General features: G+C 51.4%; 16 protein-coding genes. 11 read left to right on the top strand and 5 right to left on the bottom strand.

Annotated elements, in window-relative coordinates; translation table 11 throughout:
* Positions 1 to 26: 26 nt before the first annotated feature.
* The 9 genes from ACFORK_RS20785 to ACFORK_RS20745 all read left to right on the top strand — a co-directional run bounded on the left by ACFORK_RS20785 (position 27) and on the right by ACFORK_RS20745 (position 12242).
* Complete coding sequence (locus ACFORK_RS20785; protein WP_379202550.1) at positions 27 to 1124, top strand: S-methyl thiohydantoin desulfurase family protein; 1098 nt, start codon at positions 27 to 29, stop codon at positions 1122 to 1124.
* Positions 1121 to 2677: a hydantoinase/oxoprolinase N-terminal domain-containing protein gene (locus ACFORK_RS20780; protein WP_379202548.1), complete on the top strand. Its 1557-nt coding sequence runs from the start codon at positions 1121 to 1123 to the stop codon at positions 2675 to 2677. Before ACFORK_RS20785 ends, ACFORK_RS20780 begins: the two co-directional genes overlap by 4 nt.
* Before the next feature lie 45 nt (positions 2678 to 2722).
* Complete coding sequence (locus ACFORK_RS20775) at positions 2723 to 4339, top strand: ABC transporter substrate-binding protein (protein ID WP_379202546.1); 1617 nt, start codon at positions 2723 to 2725, stop codon at positions 4337 to 4339.
* A 4-nt stretch (positions 4340 to 4343) separates the two neighbouring features.
* On the top strand, positions 4344 to 5369 hold the full coding sequence (locus tag ACFORK_RS20770; protein WP_379202544.1) for an ABC transporter permease: 1026 nt from the start codon (positions 4344 to 4346) through the stop codon (positions 5367 to 5369).
* A 42-nt stretch (positions 5370 to 5411) separates the two neighbouring features.
* Positions 5412 to 6326 (top strand): ABC transporter permease, encoded by a 915-nt coding sequence (locus ACFORK_RS20765; protein WP_379202542.1) that lies wholly within the window; start codon positions 5412 to 5414, stop codon positions 6324 to 6326.
* A 15-nt stretch (positions 6327 to 6341) separates the two neighbouring features.
* Positions 6342 to 7322, top strand: a complete 981-nt coding sequence (locus ACFORK_RS20760; protein WP_379202540.1) for an ABC transporter ATP-binding protein — start codon at positions 6342 to 6344, stop codon at positions 7320 to 7322.
* A gap of 5 nt (positions 7323 to 7327) precedes the next feature.
* Positions 7328 to 8287, top strand: a complete 960-nt coding sequence (locus tag ACFORK_RS20755; RefSeq protein ID WP_379202813.1) for an ABC transporter ATP-binding protein — start codon at positions 7328 to 7330, stop codon at positions 8285 to 8287.
* Between the two features lie 167 nt (positions 8288 to 8454).
* On the top strand, positions 8455 to 10506 hold the full coding sequence (locus ACFORK_RS20750) for a hydantoinase/oxoprolinase family protein (RefSeq protein WP_379202538.1): 2052 nt from the start codon (positions 8455 to 8457) through the stop codon (positions 10504 to 10506).
* A complete protein-coding gene (locus ACFORK_RS20745; RefSeq protein ID WP_379202536.1) occupies positions 10503 to 12242 on the top strand; it encodes a hydantoinase B/oxoprolinase family protein in 1740 nt (579 codons plus the stop codon). The genes ACFORK_RS20750 and ACFORK_RS20745 overlap by 4 nt, the downstream gene beginning before the upstream one ends.
* Positions 12243 to 12391: 149 nt before the next feature.
* On the opposite strand, the gene ACFORK_RS20740 is transcribed toward ACFORK_RS20745, so the two are convergent.
* Together ACFORK_RS20740 and ACFORK_RS20735 are read right to left on the bottom strand one after the other, a co-directional pair.
* Positions 12392 to 12727: a potassium channel family protein gene (locus tag ACFORK_RS20740; protein WP_379202534.1), complete on the bottom strand. Its 336-nt coding sequence runs from the start codon at positions 12725 to 12727 to the stop codon at positions 12392 to 12394.
* A 433-nt stretch (positions 12728 to 13160) separates the two neighbouring features.
* Positions 13161 to 14411 carry an XAC2610-related protein gene (locus ACFORK_RS20735; protein ID WP_379202532.1) on the bottom strand — a complete coding sequence of 417 codons (1251 nt, stop codon included), beginning with the start codon at positions 14409 to 14411 and terminating at the stop codon, positions 13161 to 13163.
* 246 nt (positions 14412 to 14657) lie between these two features.
* Here ACFORK_RS20735 and rfbF point away from each other — a divergent pair, with 246 nt between their 5' ends.
* Positions 14658 to 15428 (top strand): glucose-1-phosphate cytidylyltransferase, encoded by a 771-nt coding sequence (gene rfbF, locus ACFORK_RS20730; protein WP_379202530.1) that lies wholly within the window; start codon positions 14658 to 14660, stop codon positions 15426 to 15428.
* Positions 15428 to 16414 (top strand): glycosyltransferase family 2 protein, encoded by a 987-nt coding sequence (locus ACFORK_RS20725; protein ID WP_379202528.1) that lies wholly within the window; start codon positions 15428 to 15430, stop codon positions 16412 to 16414. Before rfbF ends, ACFORK_RS20725 begins: the two co-directional genes overlap by 1 nt.
* Positions 16415 to 16634: 220 nt before the next feature.
* Here the strand turns inward: ACFORK_RS20725 and ACFORK_RS20720 are convergent, their stop codons facing one another.
* From ACFORK_RS20720 to ACFORK_RS20710, 3 genes are read right to left on the bottom strand one after another with little or no spacing between them, the layout of a single operon-like run.
* A complete protein-coding gene (locus ACFORK_RS20720; RefSeq protein WP_379202526.1) occupies positions 16635 to 17762 on the bottom strand; it encodes a DegT/DnrJ/EryC1/StrS family aminotransferase in 1128 nt (375 codons plus the stop codon).
* A gap of 12 nt (positions 17763 to 17774) precedes the next feature.
* The gene (locus tag ACFORK_RS20715) at positions 17775 to 18473 is read right to left on the bottom strand and encodes a GNAT family N-acetyltransferase (RefSeq protein WP_379202524.1); all 699 of its coding nucleotides are present in this window, start codon (positions 18471 to 18473) and stop codon (positions 17775 to 17777) included.
* Positions 18474 to 18476: 3 nt separating this feature from the next.
* A complete protein-coding gene (locus ACFORK_RS20710; RefSeq protein WP_379202522.1) occupies positions 18477 to 19247 on the bottom strand; it encodes a glycosyltransferase family 2 protein in 771 nt (256 codons plus the stop codon).
* Positions 19248 to 19250: the final 3 nt, after the last annotated feature.

Genomic DNA, 19250 nt, shown 5'->3' with positions numbered 1-19250 from the left:
ATAAGACATATGAAGGAGCCGAGCGTATGCGTAAGATTGAAAGTCACCATTTGGAGGATATTGCATTAGGCGCTGCTGTACTGGGCACGGGTGGGGGAGGTGACCCTTATGTGGGCCAACTGATGGCTATGGCGGCTATTGAAAAATATGGCCCTGTGAACTTGATCTCGCCAGAAGAGCTGGACGATGAAGCTTGGGTAGTGTCCGTTGGTATGATGGGGGCGCCCACGGTAGTAGTGGAGAAGATTCCCGGAGGGCAAGAACCCCTACAGGCCTTTGAAGCGCTAAAAGCACATACGGGGAAGGAGATCAGCGCGATTTTTCCAATTGAGATCGGCGGTATTAATTCTCTGATTCCCGTTATCCTCGCTGCTACAACAGGCTTGCCACTAGTGGATATTGACGGGATGGGACGTGCATTTCCAGAGCTGCAGATGGTTACCTTCCATCTGGTGGATATCCCTTCCGGTCCAGTGGCGATGGCTGATGAGAAAGGAAACTCCGTAATTGTGAATGGTGTGGATAGCTTATGGAGTGAACGAATCGCTCGTCAAGCACTGATTACGATGGGAGGCTCGGTAACGACCTGCGATTATTTGATGCAGGGCTTTCAGCTGAAGGAAGCCGGCATTCATCATACCTTCAGTCTGGCACAGCGTATCGGGGAGACGGTACGTAGTCTGAAGCATCGGAACGAGAGTCCGGTGGAGGCGTTAGTAGCTGAAGTGGGAGGTACGCGGCTATTCACCGGCAAGGTCAGAAATTTGCTTCGTCGCAACGATGGCGGGTTCACGAAAGGCGAAGTGAGTCTCAGCGGCATGGGGCAGGATCAAGACCGGACGTTCACCCTGTACTTCCAGAATGAATTCCTGGTGGCAGAGGCTGACGGTGAAGTGGTGGCTACTACGCCGGATCTGCTGACCGTTGTGGATGCCGAGACGGGCGTGCCGGTGACTACCGAATCACTGCGTTACGGTAATCGGCTGGCGGTAATAGCTATTCCCTGTAATGAAAAATGGAGAACGGCGAAGGGTATTGAAACGGCGGGCCCGCGTTACTTCGGATACGATGTGGATTACATCCCACTAGGTGCAGAAAGCAAGGAAAGAAGGGTGCTTCGATGAGCTATAGAATCGGAATTGATGTCGGCGGTACACATACAGATGCAGTCATTATAGATAAAGACAGACAGTTGGTCAGCAAAATTAAGGTGCCTACAACGGAGGACATCGGGACAGGCATTCAGCGTGCTATCGCCGGTCTGCTTGCAGAGAGCAAGCTTGACCCGCGGGAAATCCGGTTCGCGATGCTGGGGACCACACACTGTACCAACGCAATTGTTGAACGGCGGAATCTGGCGAAGATCGGAGTGGTGAGAATCGGCGCTCCGGCTGGTCTGGCAATTCCCCCGTTCCTGAACTGGCCGCAGGAACTGCTGGATGAGGTGTTTGTCGGAAGTCATATTATCAGCGGAGGCCATGAATTCGACGGGCGGAGAATCGCTCCGCTGGATGAGGCTGCACTGCGAGAGATGGCTTCTGAATGGAAGGGAAAAGTGGCCGCGGTGGCGATCACCTCCATCTTCTCACCGGTGGACTCCGGTGATGAGCAGCGTGCACAAGCTATTTTCCAGGAAATTCTCGGGGATGACATCCATTTCTCGCTGTCCAGCGAGATTGGCAGCATCGGACTGATCGAGCGTGAGAATGCCACGATTCTGAACGCAGCTTTGGTTCACGTGGCACGCCAGATGGTACGGGGGTTTGAGGACTCACTGGCTGAGAACGGCATTGATGGGGCACGAATCTTCCTCGGGCAGAATGACGGGACGCTGATGACCTCGGATTACGCGCTCCGTTTCCCGGTATTGACCATTGCTTCCGGGCCGACAAACAGCATCCGCGGTGCGGCTTATCTGACGGATGCCAAGGCAGCGCTGGTGCTGGATGTTGGCGGAACCACAACCGATATCGGCGTGTTGGTTCAGGGATTCCCGCGTGAATCCTCTCTGGTTGCCGAGATAGGCGGAGTACGCACGAACTTCCGCATGCCGGACCTGCTGTCCTTCGGACTTGGCGGTGGGACACGAATTCGCGGCGAGGGTGCAGCCTTGACCGTTGGACCGGACAGTGTGGGGTATCTGTTACCTGAGAAGGGGCTGCTCTTCGGCGGTACTGAACTCACTGCCACTGACATTGCAGTAGCCAAAGGGCTGACGGAGCTGGGGGACCGTGAGAAATTGACTCACTTGTCTCCGCAACTGGTGGATGAAGCTTATGCGACAATGATTAACCTGGTCGAGGAAGCCATCGACAAGATGAAGACCTCGTCTGATTCGATCCCAGCCATCGTGGTCGGCGGAGGCAGCATTATTCTTCCTGATGAACTGATTGGTGTGTCCGAAGTGCTTCGCCCGCTCCATTTCGAGGTGGCCAACGCCATCGGCGTAACTATTGCCGAAGTGAGTGGCCAGGTCGAGAAGATCTACTCACTGGAGGAATGGGGCAGAGACCAGGCGCTTACGGAAGCCAGACAGCTGGCTGCCGGGGAAGCGGTAGCGGCCGGTGCAAGTGCCGATTCCGTTGAGATTGTAGATATTGAAGAGGTGCCATTGGCTTATTTGCCAGGGAATGCTGTACGCATTCGGGTAAAGGCTGTTGGACAGCTCACAATATAGATTTGTATTACCAATAGGAGATCAGAGAGTGGGGAGAAGAGAATGATGAAGAAGAGATCAAGAAATACGCTGCTGTTGCTGATGCTAAGTGTAGTGCTGGTGTTATCAGCCTGCGGCAGCAAGGGGAATACACCGGCAGCTAATACTGGAAGTAGCACCGGAAGCAATACATCGAGCGGGAATGCACCAAAAGGCGGCATTGCTGTTTACAGTGTGAATACCGATGTAATGACCTTCTGGGACCCAAGTGACAGCTTCAGCAATGAGATTATCGCGATGCACAACATGTACGAAACACTTCTGCGCTACAATGCGGAAACGAAGAGCTACGACAAGCTGCTCGCCGAAGATTATAGCAAATCGGAGGATGGTCTGACTTGGACCTTCAAGCTGCGCAAAGGGGTTAAGTTCCATACTGGAGCGGAGCTGAGCGCAGATCTGGTCAAGAAGTCGATTGAGCGTACCATCAAGAGAGGCAAGGGCGCTTCTTATATCTGGGAAGCCGTCAAGGAAATTAACGTTGTCGATCAATACACGGTTGAATTTAAGCTGAAATATGCTGCAGCGCTGGATAGCATCGTCTCTGCAGGTTATTCTGCCTTTATCTTCGACGCCGATGCGCTGGATCAGCATGGGGAAGATTGGATCAATCAAGGCAATGACGCAGGTTCTGGCCCCTACACTGTACAAAAGTGGACCAAGGGTAGCGAGCTAGTGCTGACCGACTATCCAGAATACTGGAAAGGCTGGCAGCCTAAAAACTTTGAAAAGGTAGTGTTCAAAACCACACCGGAAGCCAATACCCGCGTACAGCAGCTGGAGTCGGGTGAAGTCGATATCACCAATCAGCTTACCCCTGAAATGCTGAAATCACTGGACGGCAAATCTGGCGTTCAAGTTCTGAAGGCCGATGCATTCCAGAACCTGACGCTGCAAATCAATACGCTGAAAGCGCCATTCAACACTCCGAAAGCACGTCAGGCTCTGGCCTATGCGATCAACTACGACAGCATTGTCAAAGACATTATGGGTGGTATGGCAGAACAGTCAACCGGTTACCTTCCGAAAGGGTTATGGGGACAAGATCCAAGTCTATTCAAATACTCCTACAATCCGGAAAAAGCGAAAGAGCTGCTGAAAGAAGCAGGTGTAACTGGAGGGAAATTGTCGATCACTTACTTGTCCGGTGACGATACTGAGCGTCAAGTAGCTGAGCTGCTGAAGGTTGAATTGGCAAAAGTTGGCGTAGATCTTGAGATTAAAGGGATGACTTGGGATGCTCAATGGGATCTAGCCAAGTCTCCAGATGCCAGCCAGCGTCAAGACCTGTTCCTGCTCTACTACTGGTCGGGTTACTCTGATCCTTATGGCTACCTCAGCATTGCCTACAAAACTGAAAATCCAATTGTCTATAACCTGGGCTATTACAGCAATACCAAGTTTGACGACTTGATCGATCAAGCGCGGAAGAACGCCGGAGCCGACCGTGATGGAGCCGCTGCCTTGTACAAGCAAGCCCAGGAAATTCTGATTAATGACGTGCCGGGCATTTCCATCTTCGATCTGAAATACGGTTATGGCTTGCGTGATAACTTCAAGGGCTTCAGCAGCAACCCTTATTATGCCAACGTAGTGTTCTTCTACGACACTTACCGGGAATAGGCTGATGATCCGCTTTATTATTAAAAGACTCTTGCTGGGACTCTTTGTCCTGGCAGGAGTCTCCGTAATTACATTTACCGTTGCACGTGTGGTTCCGTCTGACCCCGCTGCACGTTGGGTGGGGCCACGCGCGAATGCGGAGCAGATTGCGGCAGCCCGAATCGAGCTCGGTCTCGACAAGCCACTGCCGCAACAGTTCTTCACCTATATGAAAGGCTTGTTCACAGGGGATTGGGGGACCTCGATTCGTACCCACCAGCCGGTACTGCGAGAGTTGTTGTCTTTCCTTCCGTCCAGTCTGGAGCTGATTCTGGCGGGGATGTTGATTGCGGTAGTCATCGGCATTCCATTAGGCGTGATATCAGCGGTTAAAAAGGATTCATGGATAGACCAGCTAACCCGCACTTTCAGTGTTGGTGGTGTATCCATTCCTACCTTTTGGCTGGGCCTGATCCTACAGCTGGTATTTTTTCGTCAGCTAGGTCTTTTTCCGCTTGGAGAACGGGTAAGTACCAATACTTCGCTGCTGTATCCTATTGATAACTGGACCGGATTCTATTTGCTGGATTCTTTGCTTCAGGGAAACTTTGTTTTCTTCAAGGATGCAGCACTGCATCTAGTGTTACCTGCGCTGACCATGGCGGCGTATCCCTTAGGGCTGGTTATTCGCATGATCCGTTCTTCGATGATTGACGTGCTTGGCGAGGAACACATCCGTGTGCTGAAGGCCTACGGAATTCCCGCTTGGCGACGAGTCTTTGTCTATGGTCTGAAAAACGCGCTGGGTCCTACGGCGACCTCGCTTGGTCTGACCTTTGCCTACGCGCTGACCTCTACATTTCTGATCGAAGCGGTGTTCAGTTGGCCGGGTTTGGGCATGTATGCCTCACAGGCAATTTTGGCGAATGACTATCCGGTAACGATGGCGATTACGTTCCTCGTTACGGTGGCTTACATTGGGATCAATTTGCTTGTCGATGTCGTGGTCGCCCTGCTGGACCCACGGATCAAGCTGTACCAGAACGCTTAGAGCAGCCATGCTCTATTACCATTGATAGGAGGAAAACGACTGATGAATTCAAACTCGCTGCCGACGCCGCTTCCTCCGGTGATTGAAGAGTCGTCTGCAGGCCGGGCCTATAAGTTCAAGGAGTTCATCCTGTTCCTGCGGTCGAATAAGCTGGCGGCTATTGGCTTGTCGTTTATTATTATTCTGCTTATTATTGCCGTAATTGGTCCCTTGATCGCTCCTTATCCTGATGACGCCTATAAAGCCGTCCATCTGGAGAACAAGCTGCTGCCTCCCTCAGGAGCACATTTATTCGGGACCGACGAATTAGGCCGGGATTTGCTGTCACGGGTTATTTACGGTACCCGATTATCTTTTCAAATCGGGATCTCGGTTATTTTATTGTCCATACTGATCGGAATTCCATATGGTCTGATTGCCGGCTACTTTGGCGGGTGGGTAGACAATGTGATGATGCGGATCTGTGAAGTATTTCTGAGCTTTCCGTCGATGTTGCTGTCTATTGCCATAGTCGCCCTGCTGGGACCGTCGCTCAATAATATGATGTTCTCCATTGCCTTGTCGTGGTGGCCCTGGTTCGCGCGGTTAATGCGGAGCGAGGCTGTAGCGATTAAGGAACGGGGCTTTGTGGAGGCGGCGCAATCGATGGGCGTCCATCCGCTAGTCATTATTTTCCGCCATATATGGCCGAATTCACTTTCCGTCATTATTGTGCAGATATCGATGTCCTTCGGCTCGGTGATCCTGACGGCAGCGTCACTCAGCTTTCTGGGCCTTGGCGCGCAGCCGCCGACACCGGAGTGGGGACTGATTATTAGTACAGGCAGAGGCTACTTCTTGACTAATTGGTGGTATGTCACGTTTCCGGGCGTGTTCATTCTCCTGACGGTCATGGCCTTTAATTTTCTGGGCGACGGGCTGCGCGATTATCTTGATCCGAAGACCAGAAACAGCTAGAAAAGAGGTGTACCCATGAACGAACTACTGAGAGTGGAGCAGCTGCGTGTCCGCATCGAGACCCGGGAGCGTCAAGTCACAGCGCTGGATCTGGATCATATTTCTTTGCAAAAGGGTGAGATGCTTGCGCTGGTGGGAGAGACAGGATCGGGTAAATCCCTAACGGCGTCTTCGATCCTGCAGCTTTTCCCTACAGCGGCAGCCCGAATTACCGGGGGACGGGTGCTGTTTGATGGCACTAACCTGCTGGAGGCATCACCTGGTGTGATGAATGGCATTCGCGGTAAGGAAATCTCAATGATTTTTCAGGACCCGATGAGCTCGCTGAATCCGGTCTTCCGTATTGGCAAGGTGATGCTGGAGATTATCCGCAGGTACACCGGAGCAGGCAAAAAGCAGGCTAAGCAAAAGGCGGAAGAGGCGCTGAAATTCGTCGGATTGCCCGACCCTTCCGGCATTCTGCGCCGTTATCCGCACGAGCTTAGCGGCGGACAGCGCCAGCGGGTGGCTATTGCTATGGCGATGGTCTGCAAGCCCAAGCTGCTGATTGCCGATGAACCGACTACGGCACTGGATGTGACCATCCAATCGCAAATTCTGTATTTGATCAACAAATTGAAGGAAGAAGAAGGCATGTCGGTGCTTTTCATTACCCATAACCTGGGGATTGTCTCACAGATGGCAGACCGCATCGCTGTGATGTATGCCGGGAGTATTGTGGAGACCGGGCAGACGGAGGAAGTTTTCCGATTTCCTCGTCATCCCTATACCCGGATGCTGCTGGATGCCATACCGAAACTTCGGGAGACCCGTGATCGTCTGCCCGTAATCTCCGGCACTGCGGTGCTGAAGGAGGCGGCAGGCGGACAAGGCTGCAGCTTTGCCGGACGCTGTCCGCGGGCGACCGAGCGCTGTAAGGCAGAGAAGCCGCGACTTGCAGCTGTGGTCTCCAGCCACGAGATTGCGTGCTTTCATCCTTGGGAAGAGGAGCAGTGAAGAGAATGACAGAAGCCCTGGTTGAAATTGAAAACCTGAGTAAGTTTTTCACTGTACGTTCCGGCTGGTTCGGTGTCAGCAAGACACTGCATGCCGTGGATAATGTTAGTTTGACCCTGAACAAGGGGGAGTGCTTTGGCCTCGTCGGGGAATCCGGTTGCGGCAAAAGTACGCTATCGCGAACGCTGCTCCAACTGTATGCGCCCACCTCAGGCACTATCCGGATTGCCGGCTCAGATATTTCATCCGTCACACGGCGGGTGAAGCGTCAGAATACCCGGAACGTACAGATGGTGTTTCAGGATTCCTATTGGTCCATGAACCCGAAGCTGCGGGTCGGAGATGTCGTAGGCGAGCCGCTGCGGACACATACGAAGCTGTCGGCCGCCGAACGTAACCGGAAGGTTGCGGTTTTACTGGAGCAGGTGGGGCTACCCGCTGACTTTGCACGCCGCTTTCCAAGCCAGCTTAGCGGAGGACAGCGGCAGCGTATCGGTATTGCCAGAGCGATTGCTCTGGAGCCGGAGCTGCTCATTCTTGATGAGCCGACCTCCGCACTAGATATGTCTGTGCAGGCGCAAATCCTCAATCTGCTTAAGGATCTGCAGGAGGAGCAGCAGCTCACGTATCTCTTCGTCTCACATGACCTTAGTGTGGTGCGGCATATGTGTACCCGTATGGCGGTGATGTATTTGGGGCAGATCGTGGAGACTGGAACGACCGAGCAGATTTTTGCTAACCCGCAGCATCCCTACACCCGTATGCTAATGCAGGCGGTGCCTGATGTTGAGGGAAACGCGGAGCTGACATTCTATGACGGAGAGATGCCCAAGGCTATCGATCCGCCTGTCGGCTGCCGCTTTGCCTCGCGTTGTCCGCATGCAACCGAGCAGTGCACCAGAGAAAATCAGAGCCTGCGCGAACTGGAAGACGACCGATGGGTCCGCTGCCACTTGGCTATGTAGGTGTACCAAGAACACTTATGCGGGCTGTAGAATAGGCACCTGCCACGATATACATGCTGTCAAGCAATTATGAGGCACCCTGCAGGGCATTTCCGCCTATTCATCCTGTAGGGTGCTTCTCTCTGTCATTACAACGAATGCAACCTTTTAATCCGAGGAGGGAAACGATGCGTATTGCTACAGATATTGGAGGGACTTTTACCGACCTGGTCTATGTTAATGACGCTGGTGAGATCGGTGTCGCCAAGAGTGACACTACTCCTGGCCAATTTGAGCAGGGTGTGCTCGACGTCATTCGGCGGAGCGGTGTGGACCCGCAGCAGATAGACGATTTTATTCATGGTACTACCGTTATCATTAATGCACTGACCGAGCGTAAAGGAGCAAAAACCGGACTGATCACCACTAAAGGCTTCCGTGATGTGCTGGAAATCGCACGTGGCAATCGCCCGGATCTGTTCAATGTGCGTTATCATAAGCCGGCTGCGTTCGTGCCAAGGCATCTTCGGCTTGAAGTAGGCGAGCGTCTGGATTATACAGGAGCTGTAGTAGCCCCGTTGAATGTGGAAGAGCTTCAGGCTGCGGTACAGCAACTGAAGGTCGAGGGAGTGGAGGCTATAGCGATTTCTTTCCTGCATGCCTATACCAATCCTGTTCACGAGCAGGAGGCGCTGCGGATCATTACCGGCATGTGGCCTGAGGTCCAGATTACGGCTTCCCACGAGATTTCCCAGGAATGGCGGGAATATGAACGCACCAATACTGCTGTGTTGAACTCCTATGTGAAGGCAACCGCAGCCTCCTACATTGACCATATGGAGCAGCGGCTGAAGGCCGAAGGTGTCCATGGACGCCGGTACGTGATGCAATCCAATGCGGGAATGACCTCGTTCAGACAGGCGAAGCAGACCCCGATTCAGATGGTGGAGTCGGGTCCGGTAGCGGGGATCTTCGGTGCAGCGATTCTGGGGAAATGGATTGGCGAGGAGAACATTATCGCCTTCGATATCGGGGGAACGACCGCCAAGTGCTCGCTGATCGACAAGGGCGAGGTGAAGGTGACTACAGATTATAAAATCGAACAGAACGAGCGCAATGCTGGCTATCCGGTTAAAGTTCCTGTGGTGGATATCGTAGAAATCGGCACAGGCGGGGGCTCCATTGCCTGGATTGACGAAGGCGGTTCGCTGCGCGTAGGACCGAAGTCAGCTGGGGCGCTGCCCGGTCCGGTGGCCTATGGCCGGGGCGGCCAGGCCCCGACAACGACGGATGCGAATCTGTTGACTGGACGCTTATCGCTGGACAACTTCGCTTCTCCAGCTAGCATGGAGACCGTGCGACAAGCCATAGAAGAGCAAATTGCGTTACCATTCGGCCTTTCTGCCGATGAGGCGGCACTGGGGATTCTGCGGATTGCCAATTCCAACATGCTGAATGCACTTAAGCTGGTATCGGTCCGCAGAGGCTACGACCCGCGTGATTTCACCCTGATCGCCTTCGGCGGCGGTGGGCCGCTGCATGCGGCCGCACTGGCCAAAGAGCTCGGTGTGCGCAAGGTGGTCGTGCCTTTTGCCTCTTCCGTATTTTCGGCTTGGGGCATGCTCATGACCGACCTGCGGCAGGACCATATTCAGACGTATATCCGCCGCATTGAATCTCTTGAGCTTGCGGAGCTGAACGGGCTATTGGCACAAATTCAGGAAGCCGGCTTACAGGCTTATCTTAAGGAAGGTCTGTGCCGTGAGGACATTACCTGGGTTCGTTATGCAGATATGCGTTATCTGGGGCAAGAGCATACTGTGAAAGTAGCCATGCCTGAAGGCGAGTTGACCGCAGCACAGTTGGCGGAATTGAGCAGCCAATTTCACGAGATTCATGAGCGGGAGTATACCTTCCGTCTGGAGGGGGTGCCTGTTGAGATAGTGAATCTGCATGTCAGTACTATCGGTTCTGTGCGGAAGCCTGCACCGAAGCCGCAGGCCGGGCACGGTCCTGATGCTACACTTGCCCAGACTGGGGTCCGTCCAGTGCTCTTCGATGAGGCGGGTTGGCTGAATACTTCAGTCTATAACCGGAATACACTCCAGCCGGGGAATGAAGTTGAAGGACCTGCCATCGTGGAGGAAGCTTCATCGTCGGTTGTCGTGTATCCGGGTCAACTGCTAAAGGTAGACGGCTACGGAAATTTGATCATTGAGACGGAGGTGCAGAGCAGATGACGGCAGGCAGCACGATTGATCCTTTTACCCGTGAGATTGTCAAAGATTCACTTATAGCCATCGGCGAGGAAATGTTCTATTCTTTGGCCCGCACTTCCATGAGCCCCATTATCTATGAAGTGCTGGATTTCGCCAGTGGACTGACCGATGCCAAAGGCCAACTGCTGACCCAGGGGAACGGGGTTACCGGCTTCATTGGTATGCTTACCTTTATGGTGAAGAATACTTTGGACAAGTTTGGTTCAGAGGGACTGCATCCCGGCGATATCATTATTCTAAATGATCCATACGGTGGCGGGGGTTCGCATCTTTCGGATGTCGGGCTGCTCTTGCCGATTTTCCATGAAGGTGAGCTGGTGGCCTTTGCGGCCAACAAAGCGCACTGGACAGAGGTCGGCGGTAAAGATCCTGGTTCATGGACGACCGATTCCACTGAAATTTATCAGGAAGGTCTGCAGTTCCCAACGATCAAGCTGTTTAACAAGGGGGAAATTAATCAGGCGCTCATTGATTTGATCGGGGCGAATGTACGTTTTCCGAACCTGTCGCTTGGAGATTTGTGGGCGCAAATTGCCGGGTTGCGGACGGGAGAGCGAAGATTCCGTGAACTTTGCAGTAAATACGGCAAGCAGACAGTGCAAGCATCGATAGACTTTCTGCTGGATCATGGGGAGCAGGTGTCGAGGCAACAACTGAGCCTGCTGCCTGCAGGTGTCTATGAAGCGGAGGATGAGGTGGAAAATGACGGCTTCGGCAACGGGCCGTTTCCGGTCAAGGTTAAGGTGACCATTACCGCCGATGAGTTCATCTGCGATTTCCGGGGCAGTCATCCGCAGGTAAAAGGGCCGATGAACGCTTCCTATACTGCGCTTGTCTCCTCGGTAAGGACGATTTTTCTGGCCGTGACTAATCCTTCGCAGGATGTGAATGACGGTGTGTTCCGCCCGCTGACGGTTATTACCGACCGGAAATCGATCTTGTCGGCGGAACGGCCGGCGGCAGTATCGACCTACTGGGAGAGCATGCAGTTCGGCGCGGAATTGGTCTGGAAGGCGCTGGCCCCGGTCATCCCGGACCGTTTGAATGCGGGGCATTTGCTCTCAGTCTGCGGGATTGTCCTTAGCGGGGTCCATCCCGTTACACAAGAGCCTTACCTGATCGTGGAGCCTTCCGCAGGTGGCTGGGGAGCAGGCAGTGGCATGGATGGCATGGCCGGTCAATTCTGTATCGGGGACGGGGAAACCTACAACGTTCCGGTTGAGGTGGCGGAAGCGCGCTATGGGATCAGGGTGGATGAATACAGTCTGACTGCTGACGGTGCGGGAGCCGGGGAGTTCCGCGGCGGGAGTGGCGTGATCCGAGCCTACCGTACTTTAAGTGACGGCCACTCCTTCTCGGGCACCTTTGGGCGGCACGAGCTTGCCCCATGGGGTTTAAATGGCGGACTTGCAGGATCAGGCAACGTCATTGAAATTCAAAAGGCGGATGGCCGGCAGGTTGAGCAACTGGGCATCTGCGCCAGAGTTCCTCTGGATCAAGGAGACGTGGTGCGCTTGATTACAGCTACAGGCGGTGGATACGGCAACCCGCTGCAACGTCCGGTTGACAAGGTACTTGCCGATTGGAAGGACGGTTATATCAGCTTGGAGCAAGCCCGTGATCTATACGGGGTTGTGATTGATTCTGCTACGGGACATCTGGAGCGGATTACCGCTGCCCGCGCTGCGCTAGACTGAGGAGCAAGGGCACTTACGGCAAGCGGCGGACGTTAGATAGGAATGACGAGCAAGCTGGAGAGGATGAGTTACCGTAATTTGATGATCATTCTCGTTTCATGTTCAACAAAGAAAGGCCTGGTTAGCTTTGCTGACCAGGCCTTTTTGTATCATTTTTCAGTTTTCCCCGCTTGCTTGATAAGCTCATAGGCGATATAACCAATCATCCCCAAGAATAGTCCTGTACCAGCAACAATGTACACGATCGTAAATATTTTACCGAGCTCTGTCTGGGGAGTGAAGGTCGGATGGCCCACCGTACTTAACGTCGCAACACAAAAATAAATGGCATCAAGGGCAGACAGCCCTTCTTGTTTGACATAGAAAATGGTTCCGGACAACAGTGTCATCATAACCAGTAGAAATAATACCTGAAAATTTTTACGTTTGAATGCTCTCCATAAACCTGAAAATAATCGTTTTAATGTTAGTAACAATGAAAGCATGTAGCTCCACCCTTCACAAATAGTAGTGGTCCCGGCAGTGAGCTGAGAAAATCCCATCCTAAGTCCAATACACCCTTTTGTATTAGATCATACATAGCAAATCACCGTCAATCATTATGGGGTGGCGAGTGCGGATGCACAGTGTTAATGAAGACTGGAGCTTCAGACACAAGAATCCCAAAGCTCCATCAATTTCGTTATGGCAGCGTTGATGTCGTTCAGGGTCATACCATCTCTGGCTTCCGTAGATATTCCTTCCAAAAAGGTAACAAATAATGTGGTTAACATATGAAAGGTAGGGGGGAAAGCACGCAGTTCCTCCATTTATAAAATGAACGACAACCAGCCCGTTTAGCGTGAGCTGGTTGTCGTTTGCTGGCAAGAGATTTAGAGGGTTACCAGCATTATGGCCGAGCTGAGGACCCCGTTCATCCTACTCCGCATAAGGCTCAGTCGTATCCTTTGTAAGCATAAATTCCCCGCTATTGATGTCCCAAACCTTAGTACGGATGACCTTCTGCTGTGGATCTATCTGTTCCACTGTCCTCTTTGTCATTGTCGGAATACCTTTGATATATGTATATTCGTTCATAAAATGTTCGACTGCGCTGGATCTGCCGGATGAGGTGATGAGCTTGGTAATGGCGTTAAATTCAGGTGAAGTAATCTCCTCCAGAAAAGAATTACGGACAAATTCGGACCTCTCTACGTCCCATAACCAGTAGTGATAAGGAATATTGGGACCAGCAGGTGTGCCTGCCTGAATCCGCACATCAAGAACTCCGTCAAAGTTCATATCTTCCAATACCAAACCGAAGGTGTCATTATCCTGGGTTGAGGTCGCTTCAAATGTCAGTTCCTGAATGGATTTGTCATTGTCAACAGGATTTGTGACGGTAATCCGGGTCGCATGGCTTAAACTCTCTTCTCTCATCCCGTACACAGTAAACGTAAATGGCGGAAGAGCCGAGTTAATACTGATGGTGGTGCTATACAACATTTCTGATGGATCGATAAGAGGGTCTTTTATGTAACAAAGAGATTCATAGCCACTGCTTGCGCTGCAATCCTCCAGATCTTGTTCCGGACTAATCGTAAAGCTCACGCGGGACTCCTGCCTGCTCGTCTCCGTACTGATACTACCAAATGCAACGACAATATTTATATCCTTGGCTGCTTTAGGGAGGAGTTCACGGAATTCATTTAACTCGGTTTTGGTAACAGGCTCCTCCGTGTTTTTTTCTACATTCAGACTTATCCTGCCTTTGTAATAAAACGTATCATAGTTGCTGCTCTTTAGATTGAGCTTCATAGGCAGGTTGCTATTGTGAAGAATTCGATCCATTTGAACAACATAAGGGTCTTCATGTGTAGAAGCATAGTGTTTGTTCCATGCATCTTCTAGACTATAGAACAGTTGCTGGGCGGGCAAAACAACGAACAAGCCGAATATCATGAGGGCCAACGCTGAGGGCAATAGCTTCCTGTCGAGCTTCATCCCCAAAAACAAATAACCGCCAACACCGAGCACGAGTGCTATTCCAGTCCAAGTGGCAAGAACAGGATTTTTATGCGATAACCACCCGTCGCCCGTACTGAACGCAATGGTTAACAAACCATAGAAGCACGCTATTCCTACGACTATCGAAAATAATAAATAAGCTATTTTTATGGTTTTCAACATGTGCAGAGACGTCCTCTCTTGATGGAGAAAAAATTTACAATACAATTAGATTTTACCTCGTATCTCTACTAAGGTCTATCCTTCTAACCTCGTATGAGAGACTTAACGCCTCTATTTGGAGTCGTACAACAGGCTATAAATACCAATACTTCCACCCGTAGCAGTACCTGTACCTGTCATCTTCTCATCCCTCACATATACTATCATATAGCTTATATAATTCTATATATAGAACGGAGAATGAGGATGAAGGTCGTAATTCTGGCGGGTGGGTACGGGACAAGAATCAGTGAAGAGACACATTCGCGACCCAAGCCGATGATCCCGATTGGTGAGAGACCGATTCTGTGGCATATTATGAAAACTTACAGCCAGTATGGCTTTAATGAATTTGTGATTTGTCTGGGGTATAAGGGGCATATGGTTAAGGAGTATTTCGCCAACTACATCCGGGACGAGTCGGATTTGACGTTGGACTACAGAAGTGGTGATACCCAGTACCATTCGCAGGAAGCCGAACCCTGGAAGGTTACGCTGGTAAACACAGGCAAGGACTCCATGACGGGTGGTAGAATCAAACGCATTCAGCGTTATGTTGGCGATGAACCTTTTATGCTCACTTACGGCGACGGGCTATGTGATATGAACTTTCAGGAGTTGCTAAAGTTCCATAAGGCTCATGGCAAGCTGGCTACGGTCACCGCTGTACAGCCGGCCGGGAGATTTGGTGCTTTAGGTCTTGGCGCGGGGGACAGAGTCAATGATTTTCATGAAAAATTAAAAGGGGACGGCAAGTGGGTCAACGGGGGATTCATGGTGCTGCAGCCAGAAGTCTTTGATTATATAGAAGGAGACCATACAATCTTCGAACAGGAGCCTTTGATCAACCTGGCCAGCGGAGGGGAGCTGCATGCATTCCGGCATGATGGCTTCTGGTATGCGATGGATACGCTCAGGGACAAAAATTATCTGCAAGCGCTTTGGGATTCCGGGCAAGCCCCCTGGAAGTTGTGGTGATGGGGATGAGCACGGCAACTCCGCTTGTAAGCATTCTGATTCCAACGTACAACCGGCCTCATTACCTGGAGCAGGCATTAAGAAGCGCTTTGGCCCAGACGTACCCGAACATTGAGATTATTATCAGCGACAACAGTGACAATAACTATACCCAGCATGTGGTTGAGTATTTTCAATCAGAGCTTGGTTTTTCCAATATTCATTATGTGAAGAACAAGAGCAACATCGGTCCGGTGGCCAACCAACTGCAATGCATGCGGCTGGCCAGCGGCGAATACGTCAACTTTTTAATGGATGATGATCTGTTTGATCCTGTCAAGATTGAGAGAATGGCCGCTTATTTAAAAAGATTTCCCGGAGTCACACTAGTTACGTCGCGCAAAAGCATCATCAACGAGGCTAACCAGATGATCCAGCTTTCGCCGGATACGGTACCCTTCGCTAATTTCGGTGTTTATGAAACGTTTGTTAATGGAAGGATGGCGATGGCCACCATGCTGCGCAACCGGATCAATTATATCGGGGAACCGACAACCGGACTGTTCCGAAAAGGGGATCTGGCTGAGCCCTTCGGGGTCTTCTATGGCCGCAAAGCTTTCAATAATGTTGATGTGGCGACTTGGCTGACTCTGCTGTCTCGCGGCGATTTAGTGTATATTACGGATCCGTTAAGTTCTTTTCGCAAGCATTCATCGCAAATATCGGTCAGTCCGTTGTCTCAGATGGCTGAGATCTGCGACTGGATTGATCATATCCTGATGGCCACTCATACCGGCCTATTACCTCAAGATGAAGAATGGGTACAAACAATATTGGCGCTCAAGGGGTTGGCAGTGAATCAGTTTCCAGCGTGGAATGCGCATACGAAGCGTTTGTTTCAGCACGAGTTTGTCTCAAGAATCACACAATTGATGGAGATTTGCGCGGTAAACGCTAATCTACGTACCGCAGGCCAGGAGTTTAGGGAGCTGCTGGGAAGAATATGACACAAGTTAATGTGAAAATGGCCCGGACTTGATCCCCTATTTTAAGGGATTCAGGTACGGGCCATTTTGTGCCTGAACGCAGCCACTGTTCAGGGGAGTCTATAGAAGAGGCGCTGGATGTCCCGCCTCCAGCCAAAAAGGATTGACCCTTTCTTCGCCGACCCGGGGGGGCAAAGAAGCAGGTCAATCCTTTTTCAGAACATTGTCGTGCTAACTTTCCTTATTGATACGCCTGAACGGCTGAGATCACATATTCGACCTCGTCCGATGTCAGGTCGGGGAACAGTGGCAGGGTCACAAGCTCACGCCAGACCTTGGTAGCCGCCGGATTCTCCGAAGCGTATTTCATGAACAGAGGCTGCATCGGCAGTGGCATATAGTGAACACCAGTAGCGATGCCGCGGGCTTGCATGGCGGCGATGAACCGCTCCCGCTCCTGAACCCGTACAACAAAGGCCCAATACGAGGAATCGTGTAGATCATAAGGAATGGCGGATTTCACCTTCGTCAAGCCCTGAAGCCCCGCGGTGTACTGTCCTATAATCTCTTCCCTTCTGCGGTTCATACGATCGAGCTTGCCGAGCTGAACAAGGCCGATGGAGGCCATAAGATCGTTCATATTATATTTGTAGCCGATGTCCGAGATTTCATAATACCAGCTGTTCACATCAGGCTGACCCAACTGATACTCCTCATAACGCTCCCAGGTATCCTTGTTGATGCCGATCCAGCGCGAATGACGGAGCGGCTTCAGCAGCTCTACATCGTCTGAGGAGATCATGCCGCCGTCCCCGGTGGTCATGCATTTTTTCTCCTCAAAGCTGTAACATCCGATATCTCCCCAGGTACCTAGTGTCTTGCCTTTATACTTGCCGCCAGCGGAGTGCGCGCAGTCCTCAATAACCTTCAGGCCACGCGCCTTGGCCCAAGACACCAGATTGTCCATAGGAACAGGATGGCCGCCAAAATGCACCGGCATGACAGCTACACAGTCCTTGTCATATTTTCGTTCCAGATCTGCAAGATCCAGGCCCAGTGTGTGTTCGTCGATATCTACGAATACGGGAATAAGGCGATTATACAGTGCAGCCATTGCGGTTGCGGCAAAGGTCAATGCAGGCACCAGCACCTTTTTACCTTCCGGGAATCGATAAGCGGACAGCGCCAGATGCAGCGCAGCCGTACAGGAATTGACGCCTACAGATTCTTGTGAGCCTACATAGCGGCTCCATTGCCGCTCAAATTCAGTAACCTTGGGTCCCAGACCAAGCCATGCGCTGTCAAACGAGTCTTTAATACTTGCCAGCTCCTCCTCACCGACAGAAGGCTTGAACAGTCTGATTTTCATGTGATACCCACCTTATCTTTTATGGAATGCGTCACTCATTATTTGCCAGAAGGCTTCACGTGTAATAGTCATGGTCACCAGTTCGCGTTCTGGCGCTTCGGTTAGTGGAAGTGGTGCTGGAATCCAGCGGATGGCGCCAGCTTCCTCCACTTTGAGCAGCGGTATCCGCTCTGATTCCACCGCTCCCAGGCCCTTATAGATTCGCATTGCCCGGTAATTGTCTCCCAGCACGTGGATGCAAGCCGTCTCGATACCCAATGTATGGATGCTCCATTCACCGAGTGCAATGAGGGCGTAAATCATAATATTCCCGAACGCACCTTTGCGTCCGCGCAGGAGATTGTCGAACTCACAGCTTTTGGCAGCTTCATCGTAATTTAGCAAGCCTACCTGTCCTACAGGAGCTTGTTCTTCATCCTCGACAAAGAAAAGAATCCGATCGTCTGCGCCCAGAACCTGATGCTCCAGCCAGCGCCGGGTTCCTTCTTCGGATGCCGAAAACTGGGTAGTGAACCAGGAGGAGGAGGAATTCCTCCATTCTGTGAGTTGGCGAATTTCATCGGAGTTGTGAATAACCTCTCCAGTGATGGGACGCAATCTGCCGCGCACGGTACCATTGACTACAATAGGGATGCAGTAAGAGGAAATTTGCTGCACGTCTGCTTGCTTATAGGTTCGCAGGAGTTCCTTCATCTGGAACAATCCCTTCATTTGTTATTGGATATATCCATGGATCTTGGCGAATCGTTCAAAGGTCTTGATATCCAGCTCTCCGACCTTTCTGGCGTATTTATGCTGTGACAACTGTGTGGAATGATAGCGGAGATAGCTAAGTGGTTGAACCAGAATCGCTGCATTGCCTTGCGTCATCAGGTTAACCCAACTGGCCATATCCACGGCGAAGAAGACCTGTTTACCTGCGAGCACACCGAAGGGCTCTGTCAATGCACTGCGCTTGAACAGTACAGTGGTAGGTTCTCCGAGATAATTTGTCTGGTTACGCAGCATCATTTCTGTCAGCGTCCGACCATTGATTATAGTATCCTTGTTAGAGAATTTCCTGAAGGTTAAGACTGGTGGGACATATATTTGCTTGCCCTTGGCGTCAATAACTCTCCGCTGGGAACTGACAAGAACTACGCCGGCGTGTCCCAGAATGAAATTCATCATTTTTTCGATTTTTTGTGGATGAAACAAATCATCGTCGTTCAGGTAATTGATATACTCGCCATGTGCAAGATTGAGGCACTGCTGTTGGTTGGCGATAGGACCGATGTTCTTGGGGTTTCGGTGGTAGCGTATTTTGGAGCCGTTCGGATGTGCCTGGTATTGTGCCACCACCTGTTCAGTCTCCGTGTTGTCACTATTATCGCTAATGACGATTTCAATGTTGGCATAGGTCTGAGCAAGTGCACTTCTTAGTGCCTGTTCAAAATAGTCGGATCGATTGAAGGTGGGGATCAAAATACTCACGAGTGGTTGCATACG

Source organism: Paenibacillus sp. GCM10012306, assembly GCF_042649265.1.
In the GTDB taxonomy this organism is placed as follows: Bacteria; Bacillota; Bacilli; order Paenibacillales; family Paenibacillaceae; genus Paenibacillus_AQ.
Note: the sequence above shows the minus strand (reverse complement) of the source record. Positions and strands in the feature narration are given on the sequence as shown.